Raw genomic sequence first — 26017 nt, 5'->3', positions numbered from 1 at the left:
TACTATAACACATAAATGTGCGTACTTGTATCTATGTTACTTTAAAAATATAATTTACTTACAAAATAAATTAACGAAAAGAGGAACTTTTATGACAAATACAAACGAAATTACAAAAGAGAAAATTATGGAGGCTTTTCATTTCAGACATGCATGTAAAGAGTTCGATCCTATGCACAAAATTTCAGAAGAGGATTTTAAATTCATTTTAGAAACAGGCAGATTATCTCCTTCTTCTTTTGGATATGAACCTTGGAAATTTATTGTCGTACAAAATAAAGAATTAAGAGAAAAACTACAACCGTATTCATGGGGCGCTGGTGGGCAACTTGCAACAGCAAGCCATTTCGTCATTGTTCTTTCAAGAAACATTAAAGATATGCATTATGATGCAGAGTATATTAAATATATGATGAACGATATTATTGGATTGCCTGAAGACACTCAAAAAATTAGATATGAATTCTTCAAAAAGTTCCAGGAAACAGATTTTAACTTATTACAATCCAATCGTACTGTATTTGATTGGGCATCTAAACAAACTTATATTGCTTTAGGTAATATGATGACGAGCGCAGCTCAAATCGGCATTGATTCTTGTCCGATAGAAGGATTCGATAAAGAGAAAGTAGACTCCTTACTTCGTCAAGAAGGCATTATACAAGGCGATAATCTTGAAGTATCAGTTATGGTTGCCTTTGGTTACCGTAAAGAAGATCCAAAACGTGATAAAACAAGACAGACTATGGATACAATTGTTGAATGGATTAAGTAATATAGCACACACAAATAATGCTCCTAATAGCTGTATACTCATACTAAAGAAGAATGAATTGTTTTCTTACGTATGAATTTGGTTTTTCATGGAAAGATATGTTAGTATGTATACAGTTTGAGTGCTCTATTTTTAGAGTCGAACAGGAGGAGAATGAATATGTCTGATATTGAAGTTGGCGAAGTGTTTACTCTTAGTGATGAGAATAACGAAGAGCAAGAAGTAGAAGTACTTGGAGCGATGGATGTCGAAGGTGCAGAATATATTGCAGTTGCCTTTGTTGAAGATATCCAAACAGAAACTGAGGAAGACATTGATATTTTCTTTTTAAAAGTAGAAGAAGATAATGAGTTTTCATACATTGAAAATGATGAAGAGTTTGATAAAGTATCTGCTGCGTTTGAAAAGATTTTGGATGAGCAAGAGCAAGAATAGTATGAATGAAAAACACGAGGGCGGGTGCATATCCGCCCTCGTGTTTTTATTCATCACTCATTCAGTGATTTATGCAGTAACTCCAGTACATCTTTCATCGCAAAAGGTCCATCTTTTTTAACATGCTCTGCAAATTCTGAAACGAGACGTAATGTTCTCACACTTTCGATTGGATGTTCTCCTGATGCACTTTCAGCTGAAAGCATAACTGCATTCGTCCCGTCCAGTACAGCTTGAAACACATCAGTCACCTCTGCTCTTGTTGGAATAGAATGATCTACCATAGATTGAAGCATTTGTGTTGCTGTAATGACATATGTATTCGTTCGATTACATTCCTGAATCATCATTTTCTGTAAAAGCGGAATGCATTGATACGGTAACTCTACTCCTAAATCGCCCCTTGCAATCATAATTCCATCTGCTTCTTTACATATATCCTGAAAATTCTCGATTGCTTCCATCGTTTCTATTTTTGCAATTACATTAGGTGACGTTTCTTTATACTGTTGTATAAAATCTCGTATTTCTTTTATATGACTAGGTTTTCTTACGAAAGAACACGCGATAAAATCAACATTCTCTTCTAAAAGAAACTGAATATCTTTTTTATCTTTCTCTGTAATAGCTGGTAAACGAACAGCCGCACCTGGTAAATTAACTCCTTTATGGGATGAGATATTGCCACCTGTTTTTACCTTCGTTTCTATTTTGTCCGTACTTATCTTTTCAACAATTAATTCAACTTCTCCATCATTAATTAAAATTCTACTGTCTACTTTCACATCATTCGGTATTCCTTCATAATCAACGCTTGCTTCTGTATTACTCCCTGTAACTGGTTGTGTATGTAAAATAAAAGAATCTCCTGCCTGAAGTGTAATTTGCTCTCCCTTCACTTCACCTAATCTTATTTTAGGTCCTTGTACATCACCCAAAAATTTAATAGAGTCATCTAATGATTTCACTAAACGAATGATGTCTTTATGACTTTCATGCGTGCCATGCGATAAATTCAGTCGAACAATTTTCATACCATTCTTTATTAACTGTGCTAATGTTTCTTTATTATTACTTGCGGGTCCAATTGTACAAATTCGATCGATTGTCATTTTTGTCACCATCCTTTTTTTAATAAGTTTCCCATATGAACTTAAAAATAACAGAGATTCTGACATGAATAGATTTAAATTTACATGAATTTCATAAAATTAAACCTGTATCCCTTGCTGGCTAAGCATTAGAAGATATATTCGCTTTTTTGCAAATGAAGACATGTTGAATCGAAAGTAAAAGAAAAGTTAAGTATGGGATAAACCATTGAGAGTTTCGAAATTTTCATATATTGTATGAATTGAGTTCGAACTCAAAAATTTAAAAAGGTGGGAAAATTAGTGAATATGAAAAAATCTTTATCGGTGACAACTTTAGGGTTAGCGGTTTTAGGTTTTGGTTTTACTAATAACGCAAGTGCTTCAGAGATCGATACTGTAGACAAGCAGCCCGTTTTAGTTGACTTTGATACAATTCAATCAACAAAAACATCTAGTGTTCCTAGTTTGACTATTGCAGCTGCACCTAAGAATGACTCTAACATTAGCGTATATACTCCCTTTTTTGGTAACCCATATGCAGTTGCTAAATCGAAATCAACTACGACCGAAGACTATGTTTATGCAAAAGCAAGAACTTTCAATGGCGATGGCTCATTAGTAAATACGAAAAGTAATAGTGCAAAAAAATCATCCTTTGTAAGTGCTACAGCGACCAACACAAGCATTTATTATGGAGATGATTACGCTATCGGTAATCATACCTATAAATTAAGTGGTTATAATGATGTGAATCACGAAACAAAAGCTTTCTGGTAAGAAAGAGAAAAAAGATATGCATCTTGCATATCTTTTTTCTCTAATATTTTACATATATTGAGGTGCTATTTATGAAACAAATATATATTATTAGCGGTGTTTTACTTATTTCATTACTTACAATTTATATTTTGTTCAATACTTCAATCATACAACCTCATCCACCCTCCATAGAAAATAAACGAGAGCAACAAACCAATACTATTTCTTACGGATTGAAGGATAATCAAGGCCAACACATTAACAATGGCAGTACAATTACTAGTGAGGATAATAAAATTAATGTAACATTATCATTCGTACATACTATTAATGAAAACCGAAAATATGGATTAATTGTTCTAGAAGATTACGAACAAAAACCTTTTAAAATAGAAGATACTACTAATGAAATATCACACTATTTTTTTGATATGAAACCAAACAGTTCAATTACTACGAAAATCTCTTTACACACTTCTCCTAATGCAAGTGAATTAACCTTTTTAATAATTAAAAAACCTGAATACAAATTAAAAGATAATAACTTAAATAAAGCAGCTATTTTAGAAGATATTCTAAGTATGCGATATTCAATACATCCTCTTCAGAAAGAAAACGAAAAAATAAAACTCTCCCTTATAAATCCAGATGCAATTTTAAAAGACGGTCTTTACGAACCAGTATTTGTTACGAACCGTGAAGAGAATTTACAAACTGTCTTCTTTGAAAAGGAAGGCAAGCAATTAATTCTATCAAACGGTAATGAAACAAATGATGAAATGACTTACGCAATCGTGGCTTTTAAAGATTGGAAACAAGTTGAAATATTTAACAATAGAAAAGTTGTTTATACTAAGCTTGCACCTGAAACGAGACAAATCTTTAATTTCACATTGCCTTTAGTGGATCAGGAAAGTAATTTTCAACTCGTCGCTTTTCCATTTCCTTTTAAAGTTAGCGAAGAAGATTATATCAGTCAACAAGCATTCAGTTCCTTTCGCATCGTAATTGAAAATGAAAATAAATAAGTTATACTGTGCACATTACAACAACCTAAAAAAGGCCTACTCACACGAGTAGGCTTTTGAAACTATGAAAGTTTCGTCAATAACTGATTTAAATCTTTTTTCGTTTTCGTCGTTAAAGATTTCATTTTATTAATATCGATTTTTTCTTTCTCCGCTCCTACAATTAACGGATACATACTTTGACCGATTGTTTTAGAATCCGTCGGATGTGATGCCTCTAGCTCTTTTTCAATCACATCCCACTTTTCATTAATTTGTTTGCCAAGCTTATTCACTGTTTCCAATTTCGGATTAGCAGCTAACTGCTTGTCCAAGCTATCAATTAATGCTACAACTTCTTTAACGTTCGTTTTCACAGCAACACTTTTCTTCGGATCTTTCGTTGTCTTTCCGTTATTGTTTGTGCTTGTACTTGTGCTTTGATCTGCTGTTTTCCCGCTAGTCGTTTGATCATTCGTTTTTCCTGTCGTTTCTTTTTCTTTTGTTTTTACATTTTCGTTTTGAGTTGACGTTTTGCCGTTACTTTCTGTTCCTGATGATTCTTTCGTATTTTTTGCATCCTTATCTGTTTTTTCATTTGAAGAAGTATTTGTTTCTTTTTCAGTATCTTTCGTTGTTTTTGACGCTTCATCTGCACTTGTCGTTTTTGCTTCTCCATCATTTTGCGCAGTTACTTGCTCTTTCTTTTCCGTTTCTTTATCTACTGAAGGACTACAAGCTGCCATAGTAAGCATTGTACCAATTGTAATCGATGCGATAGCGACCTTTTTCATTTTCATATAAATCCCCCTATGTTTTACATAATTTATCCTCCCCTTTACGATTCGATTCCCCCTTAAAAAATCCCTTTTCATACGAATTATCATCTTTCCGACAGTAATCTTCATAATAATACGTACAAAAACTGATAAACTCATTTTAATATTCGAGTTTCTTCTACTTCATTTTTCTGCTCGCAAGTAAAAGAAAAAGAGTATATTGTCACATTAAGAATTACTATCTTCATATGACAATATACTCTTCTATCAAATTTTTATCTTTCTTGACATTTTATTTATACAAAAAAATAAAATTTTCTTTCGTTTTTTGTTTCTCAACATTTGTTAACATAATATTTTTATGAATAACCACCATTCGAGTGAATGACTTGCCCAGTAACCCATTTCGCTTCTTCACTTACTAAAAAAGAAATTAAGCGCGCAGCATCCACCGGTTCTCCTACTTTACCTTGCGGGAATTTCCATACTAAATGATGCTTCAGCTCCTCTGTAATCCATCCTGTATTCGTCGGTCCTGGATCTACAGCATTCACTGTAATCCCCTTCTCCATTGCAACTGGTGCTACTGACTTTGTAAATGCTTCGATTGCCCCTTTCGTTGCTGCATATGCTAGTTCATCTGGCATTGGGCCTACTGACTGTCCTGAAGTAAGATTAATAATACTCCCGCCCGTTTTAAGTGAATAATGTTTTATAAACAATGAACTTAATAGCATAGTAGCCCGAACATTAACTGTATAATGTTTATCCAACTGCTCTACATCTAATTCCTCAATCCTCGTATGAGTAGAATATACTGCATTATTAACTAGAATAGATGGATCACCTAACCGTTCTGATACCATATAAAACAAACGATTTGGCGAATAAGACTGCGATAAATTGATTTCTGCCATTTCACATCGAACATCGTAACTTTCAATTTCCTTTTTCAGCAAAAAGGGTTCTTGATCACTCATTCCCCATGGCATCGCTTTATCATACTTTGGCCAGTACGTGAAAAAAATGTCTATCCCCTTTTGAGCAAGCACCTTGCATACAGCTGCACCAATTCCATTCAGACGAGTTGCCCCTGTTACAATTGCTATTTTCTTCACCTTTTTCTCCTCCATCTATACACAGATCCCCTGCATGAATACAGAGGATCTATCTTCTTATTGAATATTTGACAGTATACGTTCAGCACCTAATTTTAACATTTTAATAAAGATATAATTTACAATCGTAAACATTACAAATAAAACGATAAACATAACCCATAGTCCGACATGAAGGAAGAAGTATAATACACTTACTCCCCCCACAATAATTAAAGCTATTAAAATATTAGCCAAAAAATTCCACAAAGTGGTATATCGACTTTTAAATAATTTCTGCTCTGTATCCCAATGAATATCTGCAGTTTGTGCGTCCCAGCGTGTTCCGATTAAATTAATTAATAACAACCCGTTCGCACTTAGTAAAAACCACAGTATCATAAAGACTGGAGAAATCCCAGCTACAACTGCCATCGTAATACCGAATACTGCTAAAATGATCACATTAATTAACCAAGCAGTGATTGCTTTCGCAAAAAAGATATCCGAAGCCTTTACTGGTAAATAACGATTCACAAACCAAGAGCTTCCATCTCGCGAAAATGACGTTGTTGCAATGACGTTACTACCCATTAAAAATAACGATGCACAAAGGCCAACACCAATTGCAAATCCCGTTGTCTCTGGATTGTTAATATACTCTGTAATAAACTTTAAATTCCCATCTTGCACAAATAAAATAAAGAACAACATAATCGGCATAACGAAAGTTTGTACAATACAATTTAAGAAAAATTGTGGTGTACGGAATAACGTTTTAAATTCCTTTTTCACATACGCTTTTAAATGTGAACTTTGTACCGTTGATTTCTGTAATCCTTCGGCTGAAATGACCTCTTTTTTTGCTGTACTCGTTGAAAGTCCAATAACCCCTTTTAAATATGTACGCTCTGCAATGTAATAAAACAACACAAAAAATACAAATGAAATAAGTGCAAAGATTAATACATATAAAGGACCCTTCCAATTTGCATTTTCTACTAATGCCACTGCTCCGAAATATGTAGTTGGAAAATAGTTTGTCATTTGTACTAAAAGAGAAGATTGGTTGTTCGCAAGGTAATCCGCAATTGCATCTTCAGAAAACGAACTTTTATTTTTCCACTGTAAAAATACATTAATTCCTACAATAAATAGTATACTTACAATTCCAATAAATATATTTCCTCGGTCTTTATTTTTTGCTATATTTGTATACCTCATAATAACTGTCATCAGTAACGAAGCTAGTACTAACGGCACAATCGGGAAGAGTAAGTAAATAAAAATCATGTATATGTAATATGTAATAAATGCGCCACTTTTTAATCCGTACGTAATAAAGATTGGTAATAAAATGAATGAACTCATTACGTATTGTGTTATTAATACTGTTAAAAATTTTGCCGAAATAATCTGGGCTGGTTTTAATGGTAATGGTAGTAACATTTCAATGTCATTGCTGTAGTAAAATACAGTTAAAATGTTCGTTATACTCATTAAAAATACCCATATACTCGCAATCGCAAGTCCCATTGCGATAATCATTCCTGGATCTTGCCCTAAATGTATCATTCCCTCATACATTGCGTGCGTGATAGAACCAAATAGTAAAAAGCCGACAAATAAAATGGCTGCAAATGAAAATACATACGCCCATCGCTTCTTCTTATCTGTTATAAAATCTGCATAATTTAATTTTAATAATACTTTCGTTAACGTCCAAATTTTACTCATTGCCCGTCATCTCCAAGAACATTTTTTCAAGTGATTCATTGGATTTAAAATGATCTCTCATTTCATCTAAATTCCCTTTAAACTGAAGATTCCCCTTATTAATAATTGCAACGCGGTCACATATTTTTTCTGCTACTTCTAATACGTGTGTCGAGAAAAATACAATCTTTCCTTTATCCGCATGTTCTCTCATCATTTCTTTTAAAATATATGCGGATTTCGGATCAAGCCCCGTTAACGGTTCATCTAAAATCCATATATCTGGCTCATGCACGAGCACACCAATAATAACGATTTTTTGTCTCATACCGTGCGAATAACTTTGAATTTGATCCGATAACGCATTGTAAAGATCAAATTTCTTCGCTAAAGACTCAATTCGCTCTTGTCGTACGTCTTTCGGCACTTCATACATATCTGCCATAAAGTTTAAATATTCAATTCCTTTTAATCGTAAAAACATATCTGGGCTATCTGGCACATAACCAAACGTCTTTTTCGCTTCCATCGGCTCTTCCATAATATTTTTTCCGTTAATCGTAATAGTCCCTTTGTCTACCCCGTGAATACCAGTAATCATCTTAATTGTCGTTGATTTACCCGCACCATTCGGCCCTAAAAATCCAAAAATTTCTCCGCTAGGTACAGATAAACTTAAGTCTTTTACTGCATAGGTAGACCCATTATAACTTTTTGACACATTCGTAATTTCAATCATTCCATCCAATCCTTTCCTTAATTACCAAATAACTATATTGATATTATAGCATACTTCTATTTTAAGATTTTTACATTTTTCAGTTTATTTAACCTTTAAAATAAATATACACCCCTAATCCAACAACTAAAACGACAGCTAGTATAATATAAATCATTGTTAAGCGTTTAATATTCCCCTTTGTCGCTTTGCTATAATTTGCATCACCATTCCGCCCAATTAACACCGTCGCAATGACAGTAATCACTACAAGTAATACAACGATCATGATCCAAGTTAGCATTTCTTCCTCCCCCTCCTTACAACCATTTTACAATATTATCCTCTCTATTTTGCAGCATATTTCCTCTTTTTACTATTATTATGAAGCAAACTGGAAAACTATTATTACCATTCCTATCCAATTGTGATATATTTGTAACATAACGTGACTTATTTCTAACAACGTAAGGAGGACCTATCATGAAAACTACTTGGATAAAATATTTAGGGTTTCTCGGTTTCTTCGGTTTCCTCGGCTTTTTTTATGAAAAAGGACTGTTTACTATGTTGTGTTTCTTCTCCTTTTTCACATCGTATAGAACAGTTCAACACGATGAACTATTTGAACAAATCGTCAATAAATCGTGCCGCAATGCCTTTATCGTTACATTACTAACTACCGCTATCATTCTGTTTATTGAAATGTTATTTCCAAACCCGGTACTACAAGAGATTGATATCGCTCTTATTTTCAGCACACTCATTCTTACGTTCGGCTTCTCTATGTTCTTTTACGATAAACCTGTTGATGAAACGGAAGATGCACCATGGCGTTCGTAACGAAGATAAAAGAATACCGCGCCAAGTTGAACATGACACAAGAAGATTTAGCAAAGAGCGTTGGTGTGCGACGTGAAACAATTAGTCATCTCGAAAAAGTTAAATACAATCCTTCCTTACAACTTGCTCACGATATAGCGAAGGCACTACATAGTACGATTGATGAGATTTTTATTTTTGAGGATAAATAAAAAATACCGTCATTCTTTCCAAGAAGAATGACGGTATTTCTCATTGATTATCCATATAAAACCGCATGAAATACGCCTAATAGTAAGTATTGATCCTGCATGTAATCTTCATCATATACATTCATCTCAATGTAATACATATCTTCCTCAAGACGAATATTCCAATCTGCAATTACATAGCCCTTTCGTAATAACTTTCCCATTCCAAATGAAGTTTTATGGACAACATATTCTTCTGCCTTATATGTAAAGGTAAATAAGAAATTTGCATCCAATAACTTTCCGTCACATACAAGTATTTCATGCTCTGCATCATGATTATCTTTGTACGTTACTAAAATCCTTCTTTGGCGCTGCCTACTTACATCCTTTGCAATGACGCGAATATTGTCCTTACTATCCTTTATTTCATAAATAATATTACTACCAATTTTCGGAATAAAATCCAGCACTCTCATCAGCGTATTTTTATAATAGCCCCTTACTACACCTACTTGCTCACTTCCATTATAAACCTCTATCGGCGTCGTATCTGCTTTGCTATCACACGGTCGTTTGTAAGAGAGCTGCATCATTCGCTCTCCTCTTAAGTACTGATCAAACGTCACAGGATATTCTATCATGCGCAGTTCCTTATTTAACTCATATAAATAGCGTTGAACGCTCTCTATTAATGTTGTAGTAGCTATACGCTCTTGAAGTTCAAATTCTTGCCAGCTGGAAAAAACATTCCATTGATTATAATCCTCTTCGTAGAAGAAACCAAGAATTACCTCTTCACGGTCAGCCGTTTCATATTTCATAGGCACGTTCTGCCCATGTTGAACTTGTTCCATCCACTGACCTAAATAAATCCCCAGCTCTGCAACCTTCATACATGATTTTTGAAAAAATACACTGTCACTCGCGCAAATCGTTACATCTCCTTCGATAAAGCCCTTTGAATAAGCATCATACCGTGGCTCATCCTTCTGCGGGAGATTCTTGTCTAACTCAAATAAAAACGTTAACATCCTTTATTCACCTCTAGTTGTTACACTAATCATACATGACATCGCATCACTCTGAGAGACTATTTATATACGCATATTTAATTCACGCATTATAACACGTGAATGATCTTGTATAGTAGCGCTATTTTTTGTTCTATATCTTAGTATATGAATTTATATGAGCGATTTTTCAAATATATCTATCACAACTTACAATATATCAACGATTTTTCAAATATATCGATTTTTCGACAAATATCAGCACAATTAAAATGAAGCTACCTTTTCTTCAGCCACTTCTACAATTTCTAAAATTTGTAGCAGACTCTCCACTTCATAAGTCGGATTAACACTCGTCTTATTCTCTTTCAAACTCGGATTATACCAACACGTATCAATGCCGAAGTCTTCTCCGCCTTTCATATCAGAAGTTAGCGAATCTCCGACCATTAGTACACTTGATTTATCCGTAATTCCAAATTTCTCAAATGCATAATCAAAAATCTCACGCGCTGGTTTTTGATGACCAACTTCTTCAGAAATAATAATGTGATCAAAGAAATTACATAAAGGCGAATTTCCGATTCTTGATTGTTGCACCTTCGTATATCCATTCGTAATAATACCTAACTTGCAATCTTGAAGATTTTCACATAATTGCACTGCGCCTTCTATAAGATGTACTTCCTTCCCTAAATTTTCAAGGTATACATCACTAAATTGCTGCGCATCTACGGCTATATTATGAAGTGCAAATAATTGTCTAAATCGCTCTACGGCTAATTCACTTAGCGTAATCATTTTATTTTCTAAATCTCTCCATAATCCATTACTAATCTCTTTATAACTTGCAAGATGATCATTATACCCTGTAGGCATGCCAAACTGTACAAACGCATTATGTAATGCGTGTCTTTCCGTTTCAGGGAAATCTAATAATGTATCGTCTACGTCGAATAATATAAATTTGTATTTCATGATGTTCTCCTCAATTCCTATTTTAAAAGCTTCGTTCTCATTGCTTATAAGTTTTTATATATGTCGTGATGAAGCGCTTTAACCCGCTCTTTATAGAATACACCTTTATCTTTTATTTTCAAATGTGCTATAAATAAATTTGCTAGCATGACTGCTGTATCTAGTCTATAAAATAAACTAACAATATGAGGAGTAACATTAAAGATACTATCATTCTTATATCCATCTTTAAATTCATCCCAACTAACCTCATTTGTTTCAGCTATTCTCATAAGCTCCAGCAATGGATGACCAATTAAAGCATTATCCCAATCAACTATTGCTTTAACTTCTCCATTATACCCGATTAAATTGGCTGGTCGAATGTCCATATGTAATAAACATTTTACATGATCTGCTGTACTAAGAATATATTCAATTGTTTTTGTATCCGGAAGATTAATTTTGCAGTTCGTGATTGTATTAAACCCTTCTATCCGTTTCACAATTCGTTCTGCTATATACTTACTAATAGGCTCTCTAATATTTTGTTTGTAATACAAACCATCAATTGGCATACTATGAAGATTGCTCACTAACTCCCCTATTTTGCATGCGGAAATTGGCATATGATCAGCATACACACAATCCGAAATTAAAAAATCAAGTTCGGTTGAAAGATGCAATCCGTGTATCCTTGGTACTGGAATACCTTTTGAATGACAATACTTAGACAGCTCCGCTTCCTTTTGCAACGAAATCCGACTGTTAAATAAGTCTTCATTTATATTTTCCACTTCTCTTTCCCACGGTACTCGAAATGCCAAAGACCCCTTTTCTGAATCTCCTTGAAAAACAATATTTTGCACTCCCGTTCCAATCACCTTTAAATCTTGAATAGCTAGTTCCTTATACTCTTGACTTAGTATTGTTGCCAGCTTCTCTCTTAACCCCTCTGCTTTTACACGTGTATGAATCATTTTATCCCCCGATTCTTAAGTTCTTTTCATCCATTTTCTCCTCTGTGCACAACATCCTCATTAACAAAATTATAGCAACAATAGTAAAAGGAGGCTAATCCGCTCAGCCTCCTTCTCATTATTAATCTTCTAGCAATAACTCTTTCATTTCCTCTAACGACTCTTTCGTAAAGCCAAGAGCTTTTTCAGCGTATGTTTCAACTGATCCGTATTGCTTTTGAATTTCACCAATCGCAGCTTGCAAGTATTCAGCACGTGCTTCAAACATTGCACCTAATATCGCTCTGCTCTCATCGTTTTGTAATTTCGCACCTAAAAAGGCCATCATTTTTTCATTTAGCTTTTCACGGAATCCGTTACTTAGTAAGTAGTCTTCCATTACTGTTTTTTCTGGTACACCTAGTAAAAGTAGTAATAATGCTGAACCAAATCCAGTACGATCTTTTCCAGCTGTACAGTGGTTTACTAACGGTAAGTTTTCCGGGTTTTGCGCTAAGTTTAAGAAGCTCACGAATGCCTCGTTACCACTTACGAAATCTTGATTCATTTTCACAAGATACTCACCTGGTTTTCCTAACATAGAAAGGTCACCAACTTGGAAAAACTCATTTATATTTAAGTCTTTCGCTAAGTCTTGCATAACTGGTAAGCACACTTGACGAACACCTGTAATTTCTGGATTCGGCTTATGCTTCACTTCAAAGTCTGTACGGTAATCACAAATTAACTTTAAGCCAGACTTTTGTAAATACGCAATATCCCATTCTGTTAGTCCTGCTAATTCTTCAGAACGGTATAATTTGCCCCATTTCACTTTACGGCCTTCTGTCGTTTCATATCCTCCCATATCACGGAAGTTAAACGCGCCTTGTAATGGCAGTCTACGCTCAGCTACTGTTACTGCTTGTCCATTACTTCCTACTAATCTAAAATATGGACGTTCATTTTCACTCGGGTTTTCAATTGTATATGATAATTCTCCATTTACCGTTGCAAGTAATTCTCCAGTTTCTTCAATATGTTCTGGTGAAGTACTCCAATAAATACGAACTTCTTCTATATTATTTTCCCATTTTATTTGTAACGTATTATCTTCATTTCTCTCTACAGTTGCTTGTAGCCAATTTCTTTGCTGCTCCATTCTTTCACCAACGCTTTCTCTTATAGTCAAATCTTACTCTATTTTATTATAGGAATAACTACTTTGTCGTTCTCATTTTTCTTTTTATCTTACAAACAGGCGAAAAGTTCTTTTACTTGTTCAAAATTTGTACACGGGTTCCCACTAGATGTGTCCCAGGGTATATCTTAAAACTCCCTCACATACCGCTCAGTACAACTCAGCAACTGACATCCATTCTTTTCAAAAACATCATTCATCCACTCATTTTGCATATTTGTCTCACCAATATAATAAGATGCACCTATTTCCTTTAAGACAAACATCGCACCTGCAAATAATGCAGCTTCATATCCCTTATTACGCATATTTGGAGTAACTGCGAAGTACATAAGTTTCCCTTCTTCTAACGTACCTCTTTCAATATGCGGAATTACAATCCCTATCGGCTCTTCACCTACACTCGCTGTTAAGCAATGTTCTTTCCACTGCTCACCAATTTCTTGTAGCATCATATGCACAAATTGATCAGGAGCGACTGGTTCTCCCGTCGCTTCATTCCACAGTGAATAAAAAGCCTCTTCTCCAACTTCTTCAATAAGCTTAAAATCCATTTCACTTTCTACATCTTCTACTTCATATATATCTTTAAATACAATCATGTTTTCCGTAACATATTCAAATGAATACGTTTCAAAACATTTTTTATACACATCATAATTTGGACTTTTTGAAGAGATTTCAAAATGTAGTTTTTCTAATTCACCTTTTTTAGCTTCAGCAACGCAATATTGCATCATTTCCTCTAATTGCTCTTCTGTAAAAATCTCTGCATTATTTTCTTTTATCATAATAGAAGAAGCACTTCTTCTTATTTTAAAATGTTTTTCTAACTGTTCTATCGTCGTCATATTCTTCCCTCATCTATATCATACTCGAATTTCTAATCGTTCTCCTTGCATGAGCAGGATTGTCCTTGAATATATAGAATACTAGAAAAGATCGCATCTTTAAAGTGCGGAGGAGGTTCTCCAGTGGATATTACAGCATTGCAACAACAGTTAGAGCTTATACAACAAAATGACTATACGCAACTACAGCATATAGACGTAAATGAGTTAACTTTGAACATGCTTCAGTATATCGGAACGACTGATAGCTACGTTCGTTACCAACTTATATATAAATGTTTTGCGCATTTCATTCATCATGAATTCCTTATGGACGATCAGCTGAAATTACTTCTGCAAACTTGTTTAAGTGATGAGTATTTATATTGTGACATTTACTCCCCACATACAGATGGGGTTTTCACACGTTCTTACACTGTTTCGTTAATTGCGTTAATACTCCAATTCGCTAATTCGCACTACTTTTGTACAGAGGAAGATATCGAAGAAATAAAAAATAAACTCATTACATACACAAACTTAGAAACGGATTTTCGGGGCTATATCGAAAATAAAGGATGGGCTCATTGTCTTGCTCACGTATCTGATGCCTTTACTGAAATTGTTCATAATACGTATACAACTTTTGAATGGTACGAAGAATTAATTCATTGTTTATTAAATAAAATCTTTATTCCATCTGACCTTTTTCATAATAACGAAGATGAGCGCATTGTTACGCCATTACTAGCAATGCTGTATCATGATTTTCCTCAAAACGAGTTAATTTCTATTATTCATAAAAAAATAAAAAGGCTTCCTCAAATTAGAAAACGCCTTTCGCTTAATGAGTATTGTATTTTATGTGCCAACATTAAAACCTTTTTACGCACATTATTTTTCAGAACGAAAGACGACCATAACTTAGCCTTTACAGCACGTAAAACAGAAAGAATGTTAAAAGAAATTCCTAACTATTATTAAATACAAGGAGCAATGACATGGGTTATATTGAAGATATGAGAAATCTAGTAGGAAATCATCCACTTATTCTAATAGGATCACACGCCATTATATTAAATGAAAAAGATGAAGTATTGCTGCAGCTCCGTACAGATTTTAACCGCTGGAGCATTATTGGTGGTGCCCTAGAATATAACGAAACGTTAGAAGATGCTTTAAAACGAGAAGTGTTTGAAGAAACTGGACTTATTATTAAAAATCCAGAACTATTCCGTACATACTCAGGGCCAGACTTCTTTCAAATCTATCCAAACGGCGATCAAGTAAACGGTGTACTCGTTGTTTATATTTGCCGAGAATTTCATGGTGAACTTGTATGCGATCAAAGTGAATCGAAAGAATTACGCTTCTTTTCACTTAATGAATTACCTAATAATCTTCCCTCTGTTATTGAGAGGATTATTACAGATTATCAAAAAAAATAAGGGAACGCTTAACGTTCCCTCTCAAATCCAATCCGTTTTTTAATTTCCGCTAAATTTACCTTTGCAATAGCGCGTGCCTTCTCAGCACCGTTTTCCAACGCTTCATATAATAAATTCGTTTCATTCATATACATAGTGTATTTCTCACGAGGTCCAGCTAACTCTCGATCTACAACGCGAAACAACTCTTTTTTCACATCGCCCCATCCGATTCCAGTCTCATATTTTTCACGTAATGACTGTATTTCGTCTTCTGTCGCAAATTCTTTATAAATTGTAAACAAGGTTTCTAGTTCTTTCGGTTCATTTGGAAGTGAAGAATCTGTTTTGATTTTAAATATTAACTTTCGTAGTTTTTCTTGCTTTGCAAATAATGGGATCACATTTCCGTAACTTTTACTCATCTTCCTTCCGTCAAGACCAGGTAAAATAGCTCCTTCTTCTTGTATGACATACTCTGGAAGTGTAAATGTCGTGCCAAATGTATGATTAAAATACGTCGCAATATCACGCGCAATTTCAATATGCTGAATTTGGTCTTTTCCAACTGGTACATGAGTAGCTTGAAATAATAATATGTCAGCTGCCATTAAAATCGGGTACGTGTATAACCCCATATTCACTCCCGCATCGACCTCTAACCCTGCTTCTTTATTTTGCTCCACCTTCGCTTTATACGCATGAGCACGGTTCATAAGACCTTTCGGAGTTAGGCAAGCTAAAATCCAAGCTAATTCTAGAATCTCCGGCACTTCTGTTTGTCGATAAAAAATAACATCTTCTCCAAGTCCAAGTGATAACCAAGTAGCTGCTACCTCTTTCGTATAACTGCTGAACTTCTCTGGATCATGAACAGCATTTAATGCATGATAATCAGCTATAAAGTACAATGCTTTTCCTTCATTATTCTTTGACATTTGTAATGCAGGTTTAATCGCACCAATATAATTCCCTAAATGCGGATAACCTGTCGGCTTAATTCCTGTTAACATTATTTTCTCACTCACACTAACTCCTCCTTTCGCAAAATAAAAAGAGCCCCTCATCCTTAAAAAGGACGAGAGACTCCCGCGGTACCACCTTAATTAGCTATCATTAGCTCACTTCATACTTCAATAACGTGAAGTAACCGTCTTTACCTACTCATTTCAGTTAGAAGCTCCAGAGTCCATTCCATATTCATCCCTTACTGATTCTCACCACATATCAGCTCTCTGAAAAGTTTCGAATATGTACTCTTCTCTTTCATTGCTTTTTCGTTATTTTTTACAGTTTATCACATTTCACTTCCAAACAAACCCGAATTTTCTATTTTATATAGCAGGAATTTCCACTTCAATTGTCTAATATTATATAGGTTTGCAGAAATATTCGAAACAACTTTGGAGGTTTTTTCATGGTAAAATATATATCCATTTTAGGTTCCACAGGATCTATCGGCACATCTGCATTAGATGTCGTTTCAGCTCACCCTGAACATTTTAAAATCGTCGGTTTAACCGCAAATTATAATATTGATCTTCTTGAGCAACAAATCAAAACGTTTCAACCTCGTATTGTAAGCGGATCAATGGGCGCGCCAATATGCAAATGAATTGTTAATAAAAAAGCGCTAAAACAGTTCCCACTGTTTTAGCGCTTTTTTTCACGTATTCAACTTAACAAATCTATAACCGTGCGTAACTAACACTTTTAATATCGCATATCCTGGAATGGCTAAAATAATGCCCATAATCCCGAATAAGTTTCCGGCAGTTAAAATGATAAAAATGATAGTAATCGGGTGAATATCTAACTTTTTCCCCATAACTTGCGGAGAAATAAATTTACCTTCTGCTAATTGTACAACCATCATAACGATAATTACTTTTAACACCATTGCTGGCGAGTCGATAAATGCGATAATTAACGCTGGTGTAATCGCGATAATTGGGCCTACGTACGGAACAATATTTACAATCATCGCTAAAATTGCAAGTAGTACCGCATATTTTATACCAATAATAAGATAACCAATTAATAGCATAATACCGATAAATAAGCTGACGATAATTTGACCTCTAATATACGAGCTAATCGCATAATGCATATCATCTAGTATTCTCATTGCTGCTGGTTGTCTTTGCTCTGAAATGAACTTTAAGAAGTGATTCGGCAATTGTTCGCCATCTTTTAAAAGATAGAACAATATAAATGGAACCATTACAAATGTTAAAACAACCTCTGTAATAGTACTCAAAAATCCAGTTACATTCCCAGTTACTGATGATAATGACTTTGTAAAATCAACTGTATAGTCTTTTACCATATTCGCAACATTAATATTTAAATTCTCCTGAATTTTACCGAGTAAATTACTTTCCCCGAATCTACGTGCTGCTTGTTCAATCTCATGGCCAAAATACGGTAAGTTATCAATTAATGCATCAATTTGATCTTTAATAATAGGGATAACCGTTACAACTAAAAATACAAATAATCCTAGTACGATTAAATATATAGAAGCTATCGATACGATTCTTGAAACACCTTTCTTTTCTAAAAGCGAAACGAATGGATGTAAAATATAGAATAGTACGCCTGCTAATAGTACTGGGAAGAAAATTGTTTTTAAAAATACGATAAACGGTGTAAAAACAAATGATATTTTTGTTAGCAATAAAATATTAATGAACAATAACGCAAATCCAAGTAATACCGCCAAATAATTTTGTTCTCTAAAAAACTTTCTTAACTTATCTCTTTTTCTTATATTTATTTTCTCCAATGAAACCACCTCTTCGAATGATGAAAAGCCCTTATTCAGGGCTCTTCATCATAATCTATATATCTATTTCTTTGCAGCTTTCACTACAAATGATACAATAAAAATTAACACGATTGCACCTAATAATGCTGGCACTACATGAATCCCACCAAATGATGGCCCAAAGGATCCAAATAATCTACCACCTAAAGAAGCACCTAATAAACCTGCGATAATATTTCCGAACATACCACCCGGGAAATTTTTACCTGTTATAGAACTAGCAATTGCACCTATAATAGCACCAACTATTAATGTGATAATCCATCCCATTTTTAGCCCTCCATTTCTATTATAGTTTGTATGATTTAATACAAACATATGTATTTATCATTGCTAATCATATTTCACTATAGAAATATATTTACTACTATTTTACATATGGAGATACATATATTATATGCAAAAAAGAAAAATATTGTCAAACTCACCCATAAAGCAATTATATTCATATACCATATTTAAAGGAGGCTTCATTATCTATGATTCTTAAGTTAAATTCCAGTTCTTTTGAAGTAGCAACGTCCATTTTACAGGTTCAAATTCCAGCTTATAAAGTTGAAGCAGACTACTTAAATAGTACTGCCATACCTCGTTTATATGATACTGTAAACGATATTCAAAGTTGTGTTGAAACATTCTATGGATATTTTTCTGAAAATAAACTTGTCGGTTTTATTTCTTTTGTACAAGAAGAAAAACTAATCGATATCCACAGGTTAGTTATATCCCCCGATTTTTTTCAAAAAGGAATCGCAACAAAACTCCTAATTTATATATTTAACATGTTTCCCTCTTCAATGACATACATTGTACAAACAGGTAAAGCGAATACCCCTGCTATTACTTTATATAAAAAACACGGATTCATTACAGTATCAGATACAATACTTCCTGACGGTATGATTCTTGCGCAATTAAAAAAGACAGAATACACAAAATAATTTGACTTGTTCGCTCCTTTATGTTATTTTTTACTTTATAAAACCTTTTGCTGAGTCCAAATTTTGGAGCGGGGGAACCATTTTTGTAGCTATGCTACTTGGGGCGAATCTTTTTTAAGTAGGGAAACTCTCACTTCCCGAGTCCGACAGCTAACCTCGTAAGCGTAATGGGAGAGGAAGGTGCTTTTTGCCTATGTTATACATTTTGCCTCCTTAATTATAAATATGGGATCGATATCAAATAGTCACCTATATTTATAGAAAAGGAGAATGTATTATGTTACGTTTATCTGATCACGCAATTAAAATGATGGAGCAAAGACTCCGAATTGAAAAACAACGCACATATCAAGCAAATAAAGTTGTAGATAACTTACATCACAAATACTTCTTTCAGCATATTTTCCAACCGAAAAGATGAAGAAAATGTTTATTTAATATTAAAAAACACAAGGTGTGTCTTACAAAGACATTCCTTGTGTTTTTTATATTCTTTATAAAATTCTCACTACATTTAAACTTGCTGTAATCGCACCTGCTATAGTGGTCACATGCCCTGCACCTAATGGACCATTTTGTAACACTAATGTTGAATTTGCACTTGTTACATTGACTAGTAACGTATTGGAAATAGCAGGTTCTAACACTACAGTCGATGTCGTTACATTTAGTATAAAGCTCCCTGCTACTTGTGTTCCGTTTAATAGTAATCTTACAGACACCGTTTCATTCCCACCAGTTGCATCCGCTTGAAAATAATAACTTACTAAATATATTCCTGGCGTGGATACCGTGACAGTTGTTGCACTAGTTAACGATACACCAGTTCCATATACAGTGGATCCAGAATTAATTGGGATGGTAGCATTTGCCGCAATTGCACTTGTTGATGTAGAGAAGAAATAGCCACCACCTGTCGATATAGCAGATGATCCTGTTGCTCCTGTCAAGCCAGTTGGACCTGTTGCTCCTGTTGGGCCCGTTACCCCCGTTACCCCTGTTGCTCCAGTTATTCCTTGTATGCCTTGGATTCCGGTTGGTCCAGTTGCACCAGTCACTCCTGTCGCTCCTGTTGCGCCGGTTGCTCCCGTCACACCTTGTGGGCCTTGAATTCCTTGGATTCCTTGTGGGCCTGTTATTCCAGTCACTCCAGTTGCTCCCGTTGGACCCGTTATCCCTTGCGAACCTTGGATTCCTTGGATTCCTTGTGGACCTGTTACTCCCGTAGAGCCGGTCGCTCCTGTTGGACCTGTTACTCCTTGTGGACCTTGGATTCCTTGAGGACCTTGAGGGCCTGTTACTCCCGTCGGACCTGTTGCACCAGTTGCACCGGTTGGACCCGTCGAGCCAGTTATACCTTGTATGCCTTGAGGTCCAGTCGGGCCTGTTGGACCAATCGGACCTTGAATTCCTTGCAGACCTTGAATTCCCTGTGGACCGGTTGGACCTTGTATCCCTTGTATTCCCTGAATCCCTTGCGGGCCTGTTGCACCAGTTGGACCGGTTGGACCTTCTGGGCCTTGCACTCCTTGTATTCCAGTCGCTCCCGTTGGACCTATATCTCCTTGTGGTCCCTGAATACCTTGTATTCCTTGAGGACCAGTTGGACCTGTTATGCCACTCGGACCTTGTACGCCTTGCACTCCTTGAGGACCGGTTGGACCACTCGGACCTTGGATTCCTTGTAGCCCCTGTAAACCAGTTGGACCGGTCGCTCCCCTTACTCCTTGCTCACCTTGTATGCCTTGTATCCCTTGAGGGCCGGTTGGACCGATTGGCCCCTGTGCCCCTTGCACTCCTTGTGGACCAGTCGGACCGGTTGCTCCTACCGGTCCCTGGATTCCTTGTAGACCTTGCGGACCAGTCGGACCGGTTACTCCTTGTATCCCTTGTGGACCTTGAATGCCTTGATCACCCGTTGGACCCGTTGCCCCCATTGGTCCCTGTACTCCTTGCAAACCTGTTACACCAGTTGCTCCGGTCGGTCCCTGGATTCCTTGTACCCCTTGAATTCCAGTCGCTCCTGTTGCTCCGGTCGCTCCTGTTGCCCCTGTTGCTCCAGTCGGACCAGTTGGACCCCCTGGTGATCCTGCTGGACCGGTTGGACCAGTTGGACCTCCTGGTGGACCAGTTGGACCGGTTGCTCCAGTCGGGCCAGTTGCAGAACCTGTCGGACCAGTTATCCCAGTGGCTCCTGTTGGGCCAGTTGGACCTGGATCACCTTGTAAACCGGTTGGACCAGTCGGACCGATTACACCTTGCACCCCTTGTATTCCTGTTGGACCTACCTGCCCCATCTCTCCCTGGGGGCCTTGTAAACCTTGAACACCAGTTTCCCCTTGTGGACCCATTGGTCCTTGCTCCCCTTGAATTCCTTGAGAACCAGTTGGCCCTGTTGGACCAATCGGACCCTGTATTCCTTGTATTCCGGTTACACCTTGTAAACCACTACCTCCTAAATTACCTTGCACACCTTGTATACCAGTATTTCCAGTTGGTCCAGTCGGACCAATTTCCCCTTGCACTCCTTGTATTCCTTGTACTCCTGTTGGGCCGGTTGGACCGATTTCTCCTTGCATTCCTTGTATGCCTTGTATTCCTGTTGGACCGGTCGGACCGATTGGGCCAGGAATTCCTTGTATCCCTTGAATACCAGTTGGACCAGTCGGACCTCTTTCTCCTTGTATTCCTTGAACACCTTGTATTCCCTGTGGGCCTCGTTCTCCCATAGGTCCTTGATTACCTTGAGAACCTTGTGGTCCAGTTAAACCAGTTGGGCCGGTTGGACCATTTTCTCCTTGCACCCCTTGCACTCCTTGTATTCCTTGTGGGCCGGTTGGACCGATTGGACCTTGTACGCCTTGTATTCCTTGCGGTCCAGTTGGTCCACCTAAAGCACCAGTTGGACCGGTTGGACCAGTGGGCCCCGTAATACCTGGCGGTGGAAAAGGAATAGGTGCTTGAAACTTACTACACTTATCTTGATTCTTCACAAGCATCTCCCCCGTTATAACTAACGTATCAAACTATTTTTAATACATTTAAACTAGCTGTTATCACACCAGATAATGTCGTTACATGCCCGATAGCTAACGGACCATTTTGTAAAGACAAAGTTGCATTTGAAGAAGTAACTTCAATGACCATCGTATTCGAAACTGCTGGTTCTAATATAAAAGTACCTCCTGTAACATAAAAAATAAAACTCCCTGCGACTTGTATTCCATTTAAAGTAAGCCTCACTGAAATTGTTTCATTTCCGGCAGTTGGATCGCCTTGAAAATAATAGCTTACTAAATAAATTCCTGGCGTACTTAACGTTACAGTTGTTGCATTTGTTAAACTGACATCAGAACCAAAAACTGTAGATCCAGAATTAATTGGTATTAACGCATTCGCTGCAATTATACTCGTTGAAGTAGAAAAGAAATAACCTCCCCCGCTAGGTAAGCCAGTCGCTCCTGTCGCTCCCGCTATTCCCAAGAAACCTATTGACCCTGCACTACCAGTTGCTCCTGTCGGTCCCACCACGCCACTTGGGCCCTGACTACCTTGTGCTCCAACTGGGCCTATACTACCACTAGCACCTGTCACCCCACTTGCTCCAATTGGGCCTTGCAACCCTTGAATCCCTTGTATACCTTGTATTCCTTGCGGACCCGTTGCACCTGTATTGCCTGTCGTTCCCGTTATTCCTTGTATTCCCGTAATCCCTTGAACACCTTGCACACCTTGTAGTCCAGTTGCCCCAGTTGCTCCTGTGGCTCCAGTTTCGCCCGTTGCTCCTGTAATTCCAACATTTCCTTGTGGGCCTTGTGGGCCTTGACTACCTTGCGCTCCTTGGACTCCTTGTGAGCCTGTTATACCGACTTCCCCTGTATTTCCTTGGGGACCTCTAATTCCTTGTGCACCTGTTGGGCCGATAATTCCTTGCACTCCTTGTATTCCTTGCACTCCTTGCGCTCCTGTTGGACCCGTTATTCCTTGTAATCCTTGAGGACCTTGCAAACCAATAGCTCCAGTCGGTCCTATTATTCCTTGCACTCCTTGAGGACCTTGGGCACCTTGTGTACCTGTCAATCCGGTAGTCCCTTGTATCCCTTGAACACCTTGAGGACCTTGTGTTCCAGCTGCTCCTGTTTCCCCTTGAATTCCTTGAACTCCTTGTATACCTTGTGCTCCAGCAGGACCAGTTGCTCCTCGGATTCCTTGTATTCCTTGAGCTCCTTCCGCTCCTGTAACACCAACTGGACCAGCTATCCCTTGTATTCCCACCATTCCTTGTGCACCTGTTGGACCTATCACACCTTGTATACCTTGAATACCTTTAGGACCTTCTGCACCAGTTGGACCAGTTACTCCCAGCGGACCTTGTATTCCTTGAGAACCTTCTGCACCAGTTGGACCTGTTATACCTTGGTTACCTTGAGGACCTTGTGCTCCTTGTACTCCAACTGCTCCAACTACACCTTGGGAACCTTGCGCTCCCCTTACACCTTGAGAACCTGTTGGACCTGTTATACCTTCCACTCCTTGCGCTCCAATTGGTCCTATCCCTCCGCTTACACCTGTTGAACCGGTCGCACCCGTTGGACCTGTTGGACCTCCTGGTGGACCGGGTGGGCCAGCTGGTCCAGTCACCCCACTAGAAGGGCCAATTGGACCGGTCACTCCCGTCGGACCGCCCGGTGGTCCTTCTGAGCCTTGAGCGCCAATACTACCCGTCGCTCCTGTTATACCTCTTATTCCCTTTATCCCTTGAAAACCTGTTGCTCCCGTTATACCTTGTATTCCTTGCACACCTTGTGGTCCTTGTAAACCTATTACACCTGTTATCCCCTTTATTCCACTTATACCTTGGGCACCTTGCATTCCAGTAGAACCAGTTGGACCCACTTCACCTTGTATTCCTTGAGCTCCTTGTGGGCCTTCTTCTCCAGTAATTCCTTGTATACCTTGGAAGCCGTCTTCCCCTTGTATACCAATAGCCCCTTGCTCTCCTTGTATTCCTTGAACACCTTGAGGGCCTTGTGGACCAGTTATACCCGAGACTCCAGTTATGCCTCTCTCTCCCTGCATTCCTTGTGCCCCTGTTTGTCCTCGCTCACCTATTTCCCCTTGTATTCCTTGTATGCCTTGTATACCTTGACTACCAGCAGGACCCGTAGCTCCTTGTATTCCTTCTAATCCTTGTACTCCAATATCACCAATTAGACCTTGGTTACCAATTAATCCTTGAGCACCTTGGAGACCAGTTGGGCCAGTTATACCTTGCTCTCCTGTATCACCAATAACCCCTTGTATTCCTTGTGCTCCTGTTGTCCCTCGGGGACCTTGTATCCCCCTGATACCTTGAGGACCTTGGGGCCCAGTTGCTCCCGTCGGTCCAGTCACCCCTGTAGGACCAACAGGACCTTCATGCCCTCCAGTTGGACCGATTGGACCACTATTACCTGTCGGACCCGTTGCTCCTAGAAGCGGAAGAGGCAGTGCCACTCCAAATTTTTTGCACTTTCTATGATGACGCACAACAATCCCCCTTCCCCAAAATAATTACACCTTTTATATGAAATGCATTTTTATAAGAAAAGTACACATTTAACCTGAATTTTATTAAAATAAAGAAGCCTATCATTTGTTTGAAATGATAGGCTTCTTTTATAAAAACAGTTTATTTTCTAGCTTTAATAATAAAAGTAGTCGGCACCATTCTAGCTTTATATAAAGAATAATACTTCGTAGACGGCTCAGCTAGTTCTCCATCAAACGAGCTTGATGGTTCAGGCTCTTCTATTCTCTCAATTTTAAATCCCGCTCTATTTAACTCATTTATGTATGTACTTATTTTTCTCTTATATAATGTCGCTTGTACATTTTCTCCTTTAAATGTTTCAAACGTAATGGGCGTTTCCTCATGATAAGAAGACTTTATAGCAACTTCTTCTGTACCATACTGTAAGTTTGAATATATGGGATGCTCCCAGCTAAAAATAAAACTTCCTCCTGGCTTTACATACGAATAAATCAATTCCAACGTTTTTCTTAAATCCGAAGTCCAGCCTAATGCATAAATGGAGTATACAATATCAAAATAATCTTTCGGTATATCCCCTTCTTCTTCCATTGCTCCACATATTAACTTTGGATTCCAACTCTTTAACGTTTCATTCGCTATTTTAATTTGTTCACTTGAAAGATCCAGACCCCATACTTCCTCTGCTCCATGTTCCCCCATATATTTCAGCGAATGCCCACTTCCACATCCAATATCAAGTACCTTTTTATCTTTAATTGAATCGAACAAATGAATCTCATCTTCAGACGCCGTATAAGGACCATATTTCGGTAAACAATCCACTTGAAAGAAATAAGGTGCAACTGTATCCCAACACTTTTTATTTAAAGCTAACATTTGTGTACCTTTCATATGCTACATTCCCCCATCCATTTTCTTCCCCACTATTAA

The 26017-nt window shown here is 37.2% G+C and carries 27 protein-coding genes, 1 pseudogene, 1 riboswitch and 1 other annotated feature; of the genes and pseudogenes, 11 read left to right on the top strand and 17 right to left on the bottom strand.

Annotated elements, in window-relative coordinates:
• Nucleotides 1–91: 91 nt before the first annotated feature.
• Both AU379_RS07620 and AU379_RS07615 read left to right on the top strand, forming a co-directional pair.
• On the top strand, nucleotides 92–775 hold the full coding sequence (locus tag AU379_RS07620; RefSeq protein ID WP_025966656.1) for an NAD(P)H-dependent oxidoreductase: 684 nt from the start codon (nucleotides 92–94) through the stop codon (nucleotides 773–775).
• A 153-nt stretch (nucleotides 776–928) separates the two neighbouring features.
• The gene (locus AU379_RS07615; RefSeq protein WP_002005464.1) at nucleotides 929–1210 is read left to right on the top strand and encodes a DUF1292 domain-containing protein; all 282 of its coding nucleotides are present in this window, start codon (nucleotides 929–931) and stop codon (nucleotides 1208–1210) included.
• Between the two features lie 53 nt (nucleotides 1211–1263).
• Here the strand turns inward: AU379_RS07615 and AU379_RS07610 are convergent, their stop codons facing one another.
• Entirely contained in the window at nucleotides 1264–2322 is a 1059-nt protein-coding gene (locus AU379_RS07610) for a pyruvate kinase (RefSeq protein WP_061139077.1), read from the bottom strand.
• Between the two features lie 282 nt (nucleotides 2323–2604).
• On the opposite strand from AU379_RS07610, the gene AU379_RS07605 reads away from it, so the two are divergent.
• Nucleotides 2605–3081 (top strand): hypothetical protein, encoded by a 477-nt coding sequence (locus AU379_RS07605; RefSeq protein ID WP_001056346.1) that lies wholly within the window; start codon nucleotides 2605–2607, stop codon nucleotides 3079–3081.
• A gap of 71 nt (nucleotides 3082–3152) precedes the next feature.
• A complete protein-coding gene (locus AU379_RS07600) occupies nucleotides 3153–4091 on the top strand; it encodes a hypothetical protein (protein WP_061139076.1) in 939 nt (312 codons plus the stop codon).
• A 62-nt stretch (nucleotides 4092–4153) separates the two neighbouring features.
• Here the strand turns inward: AU379_RS07600 and AU379_RS07595 are convergent, their stop codons facing one another.
• The 5 genes from AU379_RS07595 to AU379_RS07575 form a co-directional block, all read right to left on the bottom strand.
• Nucleotides 4154–4870 (bottom strand): hypothetical protein, encoded by a 717-nt coding sequence (locus AU379_RS07595; protein ID WP_000782566.1) that lies wholly within the window; start codon nucleotides 4868–4870, stop codon nucleotides 4154–4156.
• Between the two features lie 338 nt (nucleotides 4871–5208).
• Entirely contained in the window at nucleotides 5209–5967 is a 759-nt protein-coding gene (locus AU379_RS07590; RefSeq protein WP_000716965.1) for an SDR family oxidoreductase, read from the bottom strand.
• Between the two features lie 57 nt (nucleotides 5968–6024).
• The gene (locus AU379_RS07585; protein WP_000036887.1) at nucleotides 6025–7683 is read right to left on the bottom strand and encodes an ABC transporter permease; all 1659 of its coding nucleotides are present in this window, start codon (nucleotides 7681–7683) and stop codon (nucleotides 6025–6027) included.
• A complete protein-coding gene (locus AU379_RS07580; protein WP_000570203.1) occupies nucleotides 7676–8401 on the bottom strand; it encodes an ABC transporter ATP-binding protein in 726 nt (241 codons plus the stop codon). The genes AU379_RS07585 and AU379_RS07580 overlap by 8 nt, the downstream gene beginning before the upstream one ends.
• 88 nt (nucleotides 8402–8489) lie before the next feature.
• Nucleotides 8490–8684 (bottom strand): hypothetical protein, encoded by a 195-nt coding sequence (locus AU379_RS07575; protein ID WP_000958863.1) that lies wholly within the window; start codon nucleotides 8682–8684, stop codon nucleotides 8490–8492.
• A gap of 179 nt (nucleotides 8685–8863) precedes the next feature.
• Here AU379_RS07575 and AU379_RS07570 point away from each other — a divergent pair, with 179 nt between their 5' ends.
• Both AU379_RS07570 and AU379_RS07565 read left to right on the top strand, forming a co-directional pair.
• Nucleotides 8864–9223 (top strand): DUF3796 domain-containing protein, encoded by a 360-nt coding sequence (locus AU379_RS07570; protein WP_000859233.1) that lies wholly within the window; start codon nucleotides 8864–8866, stop codon nucleotides 9221–9223.
• Complete coding sequence (locus AU379_RS07565) at nucleotides 9211–9414, top strand: helix-turn-helix transcriptional regulator (RefSeq protein ID WP_000896306.1); 204 nt, start codon at nucleotides 9211–9213, stop codon at nucleotides 9412–9414. The genes AU379_RS07570 and AU379_RS07565 overlap by 13 nt, the downstream gene beginning before the upstream one ends.
• Nucleotides 9415–9461: 47 nt before the next feature.
• Here the strand turns inward: AU379_RS07565 and AU379_RS07560 are convergent, their stop codons facing one another.
• The 5 genes from AU379_RS07560 to AU379_RS07540 form a co-directional block, all read right to left on the bottom strand.
• Complete coding sequence (locus AU379_RS07560; RefSeq protein ID WP_000955104.1) at nucleotides 9462–10427, bottom strand: hypothetical protein; 966 nt, start codon at nucleotides 10425–10427, stop codon at nucleotides 9462–9464.
• 246 nt (nucleotides 10428–10673) lie between these two features.
• Nucleotides 10674–11384: a YjjG family noncanonical pyrimidine nucleotidase gene (locus AU379_RS07555; RefSeq protein ID WP_000875414.1), complete on the bottom strand. Its 711-nt coding sequence runs from the start codon at nucleotides 11382–11384 to the stop codon at nucleotides 10674–10676.
• A 44-nt stretch (nucleotides 11385–11428) separates the two neighbouring features.
• The gene (locus AU379_RS07550) at nucleotides 11429–12343 is read right to left on the bottom strand and encodes a phosphotransferase (RefSeq protein ID WP_000582026.1); all 915 of its coding nucleotides are present in this window, start codon (nucleotides 12341–12343) and stop codon (nucleotides 11429–11431) included.
• Between the two features lie 121 nt (nucleotides 12344–12464).
• Nucleotides 12465–13484, bottom strand: coding sequence for a tyrosine-protein phosphatase (locus AU379_RS07545; protein WP_061139075.1), 1020 nt, complete (start codon nucleotides 13482–13484; stop codon nucleotides 12465–12467).
• 167 nt (nucleotides 13485–13651) lie between these two features.
• Nucleotides 13652–14374: a GNAT family N-acetyltransferase gene (locus AU379_RS07540; RefSeq protein WP_061139074.1), complete on the bottom strand. Its 723-nt coding sequence runs from the start codon at nucleotides 14372–14374 to the stop codon at nucleotides 13652–13654.
• 123 nt (nucleotides 14375–14497) lie between these two features.
• Here AU379_RS07540 and AU379_RS07535 point away from each other — a divergent pair, with 123 nt between their 5' ends.
• Nucleotides 14498–15337 carry a DUF2785 domain-containing protein gene (locus tag AU379_RS07535; RefSeq protein ID WP_000355452.1) on the top strand — a complete coding sequence of 280 codons (840 nt, stop codon included), beginning with the start codon at nucleotides 14498–14500 and terminating at the stop codon, nucleotides 15335–15337.
• A 17-nt stretch (nucleotides 15338–15354) separates the two neighbouring features.
• Entirely contained in the window at nucleotides 15355–15801 is a 447-nt protein-coding gene (locus AU379_RS07530; RefSeq protein ID WP_030026541.1) for an NUDIX hydrolase, read from the top strand.
• A gap of 8 nt (nucleotides 15802–15809) precedes the next feature.
• Here AU379_RS07530 and AU379_RS07525 read toward each other — a convergent pair whose 3' ends face one another.
• Nucleotides 15810–16808, bottom strand: coding sequence for a tryptophan--tRNA ligase (locus tag AU379_RS07525; protein ID WP_030026542.1), 999 nt, complete (start codon nucleotides 16806–16808; stop codon nucleotides 15810–15812).
• Between the two features lie 43 nt (nucleotides 16809–16851).
• Nucleotides 16852–17059, bottom strand: a binding site (T-box leader).
• Nucleotides 17060–17197: 138 nt separating this feature from the next.
• On the opposite strand from AU379_RS07525, the pseudogene AU379_RS07520 reads away from it, so the two are divergent.
• Nucleotides 17198–17365: pseudogene (locus tag AU379_RS07520) on the top strand (1-deoxy-D-xylulose-5-phosphate reductoisomerase); the annotation flags it as partial.
• 81 nt (nucleotides 17366–17446) lie between these two features.
• Here the strand turns inward: AU379_RS07520 and AU379_RS07515 are convergent.
• Nucleotides 17447–18568: an AI-2E family transporter gene (locus AU379_RS07515; RefSeq protein ID WP_000411480.1), complete on the bottom strand. Its 1122-nt coding sequence runs from the start codon at nucleotides 18566–18568 to the stop codon at nucleotides 17447–17449.
• A gap of 63 nt (nucleotides 18569–18631) precedes the next feature.
• Nucleotides 18632–18880: a GlsB/YeaQ/YmgE family stress response membrane protein gene (locus AU379_RS07510; protein WP_000539730.1), complete on the bottom strand. Its 249-nt coding sequence runs from the start codon at nucleotides 18878–18880 to the stop codon at nucleotides 18632–18634.
• 209 nt (nucleotides 18881–19089) lie between these two features.
• Here AU379_RS07510 and AU379_RS07505 point away from each other — a divergent pair, with 209 nt between their 5' ends.
• The gene (locus AU379_RS07505; RefSeq protein WP_061139073.1) at nucleotides 19090–19551 is read left to right on the top strand and encodes a GNAT family N-acetyltransferase; all 462 of its coding nucleotides are present in this window, start codon (nucleotides 19090–19092) and stop codon (nucleotides 19549–19551) included.
• 38 nt (nucleotides 19552–19589) lie between these two features.
• A riboswitch (cyclic di-AMP (ydaO/yuaA leader) is annotated at nucleotides 19590–19732 on the top strand.
• Between the two features lie 96 nt (nucleotides 19733–19828).
• The gene (locus AU379_RS30495; protein WP_000945243.1) at nucleotides 19829–19972 is read left to right on the top strand and encodes a hypothetical protein; all 144 of its coding nucleotides are present in this window, start codon (nucleotides 19829–19831) and stop codon (nucleotides 19970–19972) included.
• 73 nt (nucleotides 19973–20045) lie between these two features.
• Here the strand turns inward: AU379_RS30495 and AU379_RS07495 are convergent, their stop codons facing one another.
• The 3 genes from AU379_RS07495 to AU379_RS07485 form a co-directional block, all read right to left on the bottom strand.
• Entirely contained in the window at nucleotides 20046–22550 is a 2505-nt protein-coding gene (locus AU379_RS07495; protein ID WP_061139072.1) for a BC_3345 family exosporium-associated protein, read from the bottom strand.
• Nucleotides 22551–22572: 22 nt separating this feature from the next.
• Nucleotides 22573–25080 (bottom strand): collagen-like protein, encoded by a 2508-nt coding sequence (locus tag AU379_RS07490; protein WP_044584704.1) that lies wholly within the window; start codon nucleotides 25078–25080, stop codon nucleotides 22573–22575.
• 142 nt (nucleotides 25081–25222) lie between these two features.
• The gene (locus AU379_RS07485; RefSeq protein ID WP_000679180.1) at nucleotides 25223–25978 is read right to left on the bottom strand and encodes a class I SAM-dependent methyltransferase; all 756 of its coding nucleotides are present in this window, start codon (nucleotides 25976–25978) and stop codon (nucleotides 25223–25225) included.
• Nucleotides 25979–26017: the final 39 nt, after the last annotated feature.

The organism is Bacillus sp. JH7 (assembly GCF_001563515.1).
Classification (GTDB): domain Bacteria; phylum Bacillota; class Bacilli; order Bacillales; family Bacillaceae_G; genus Bacillus_A; species Bacillus_A cereus.
Note: the sequence above shows the minus strand (reverse complement) of the source record. Positions and strands in the feature narration are given on the sequence as shown.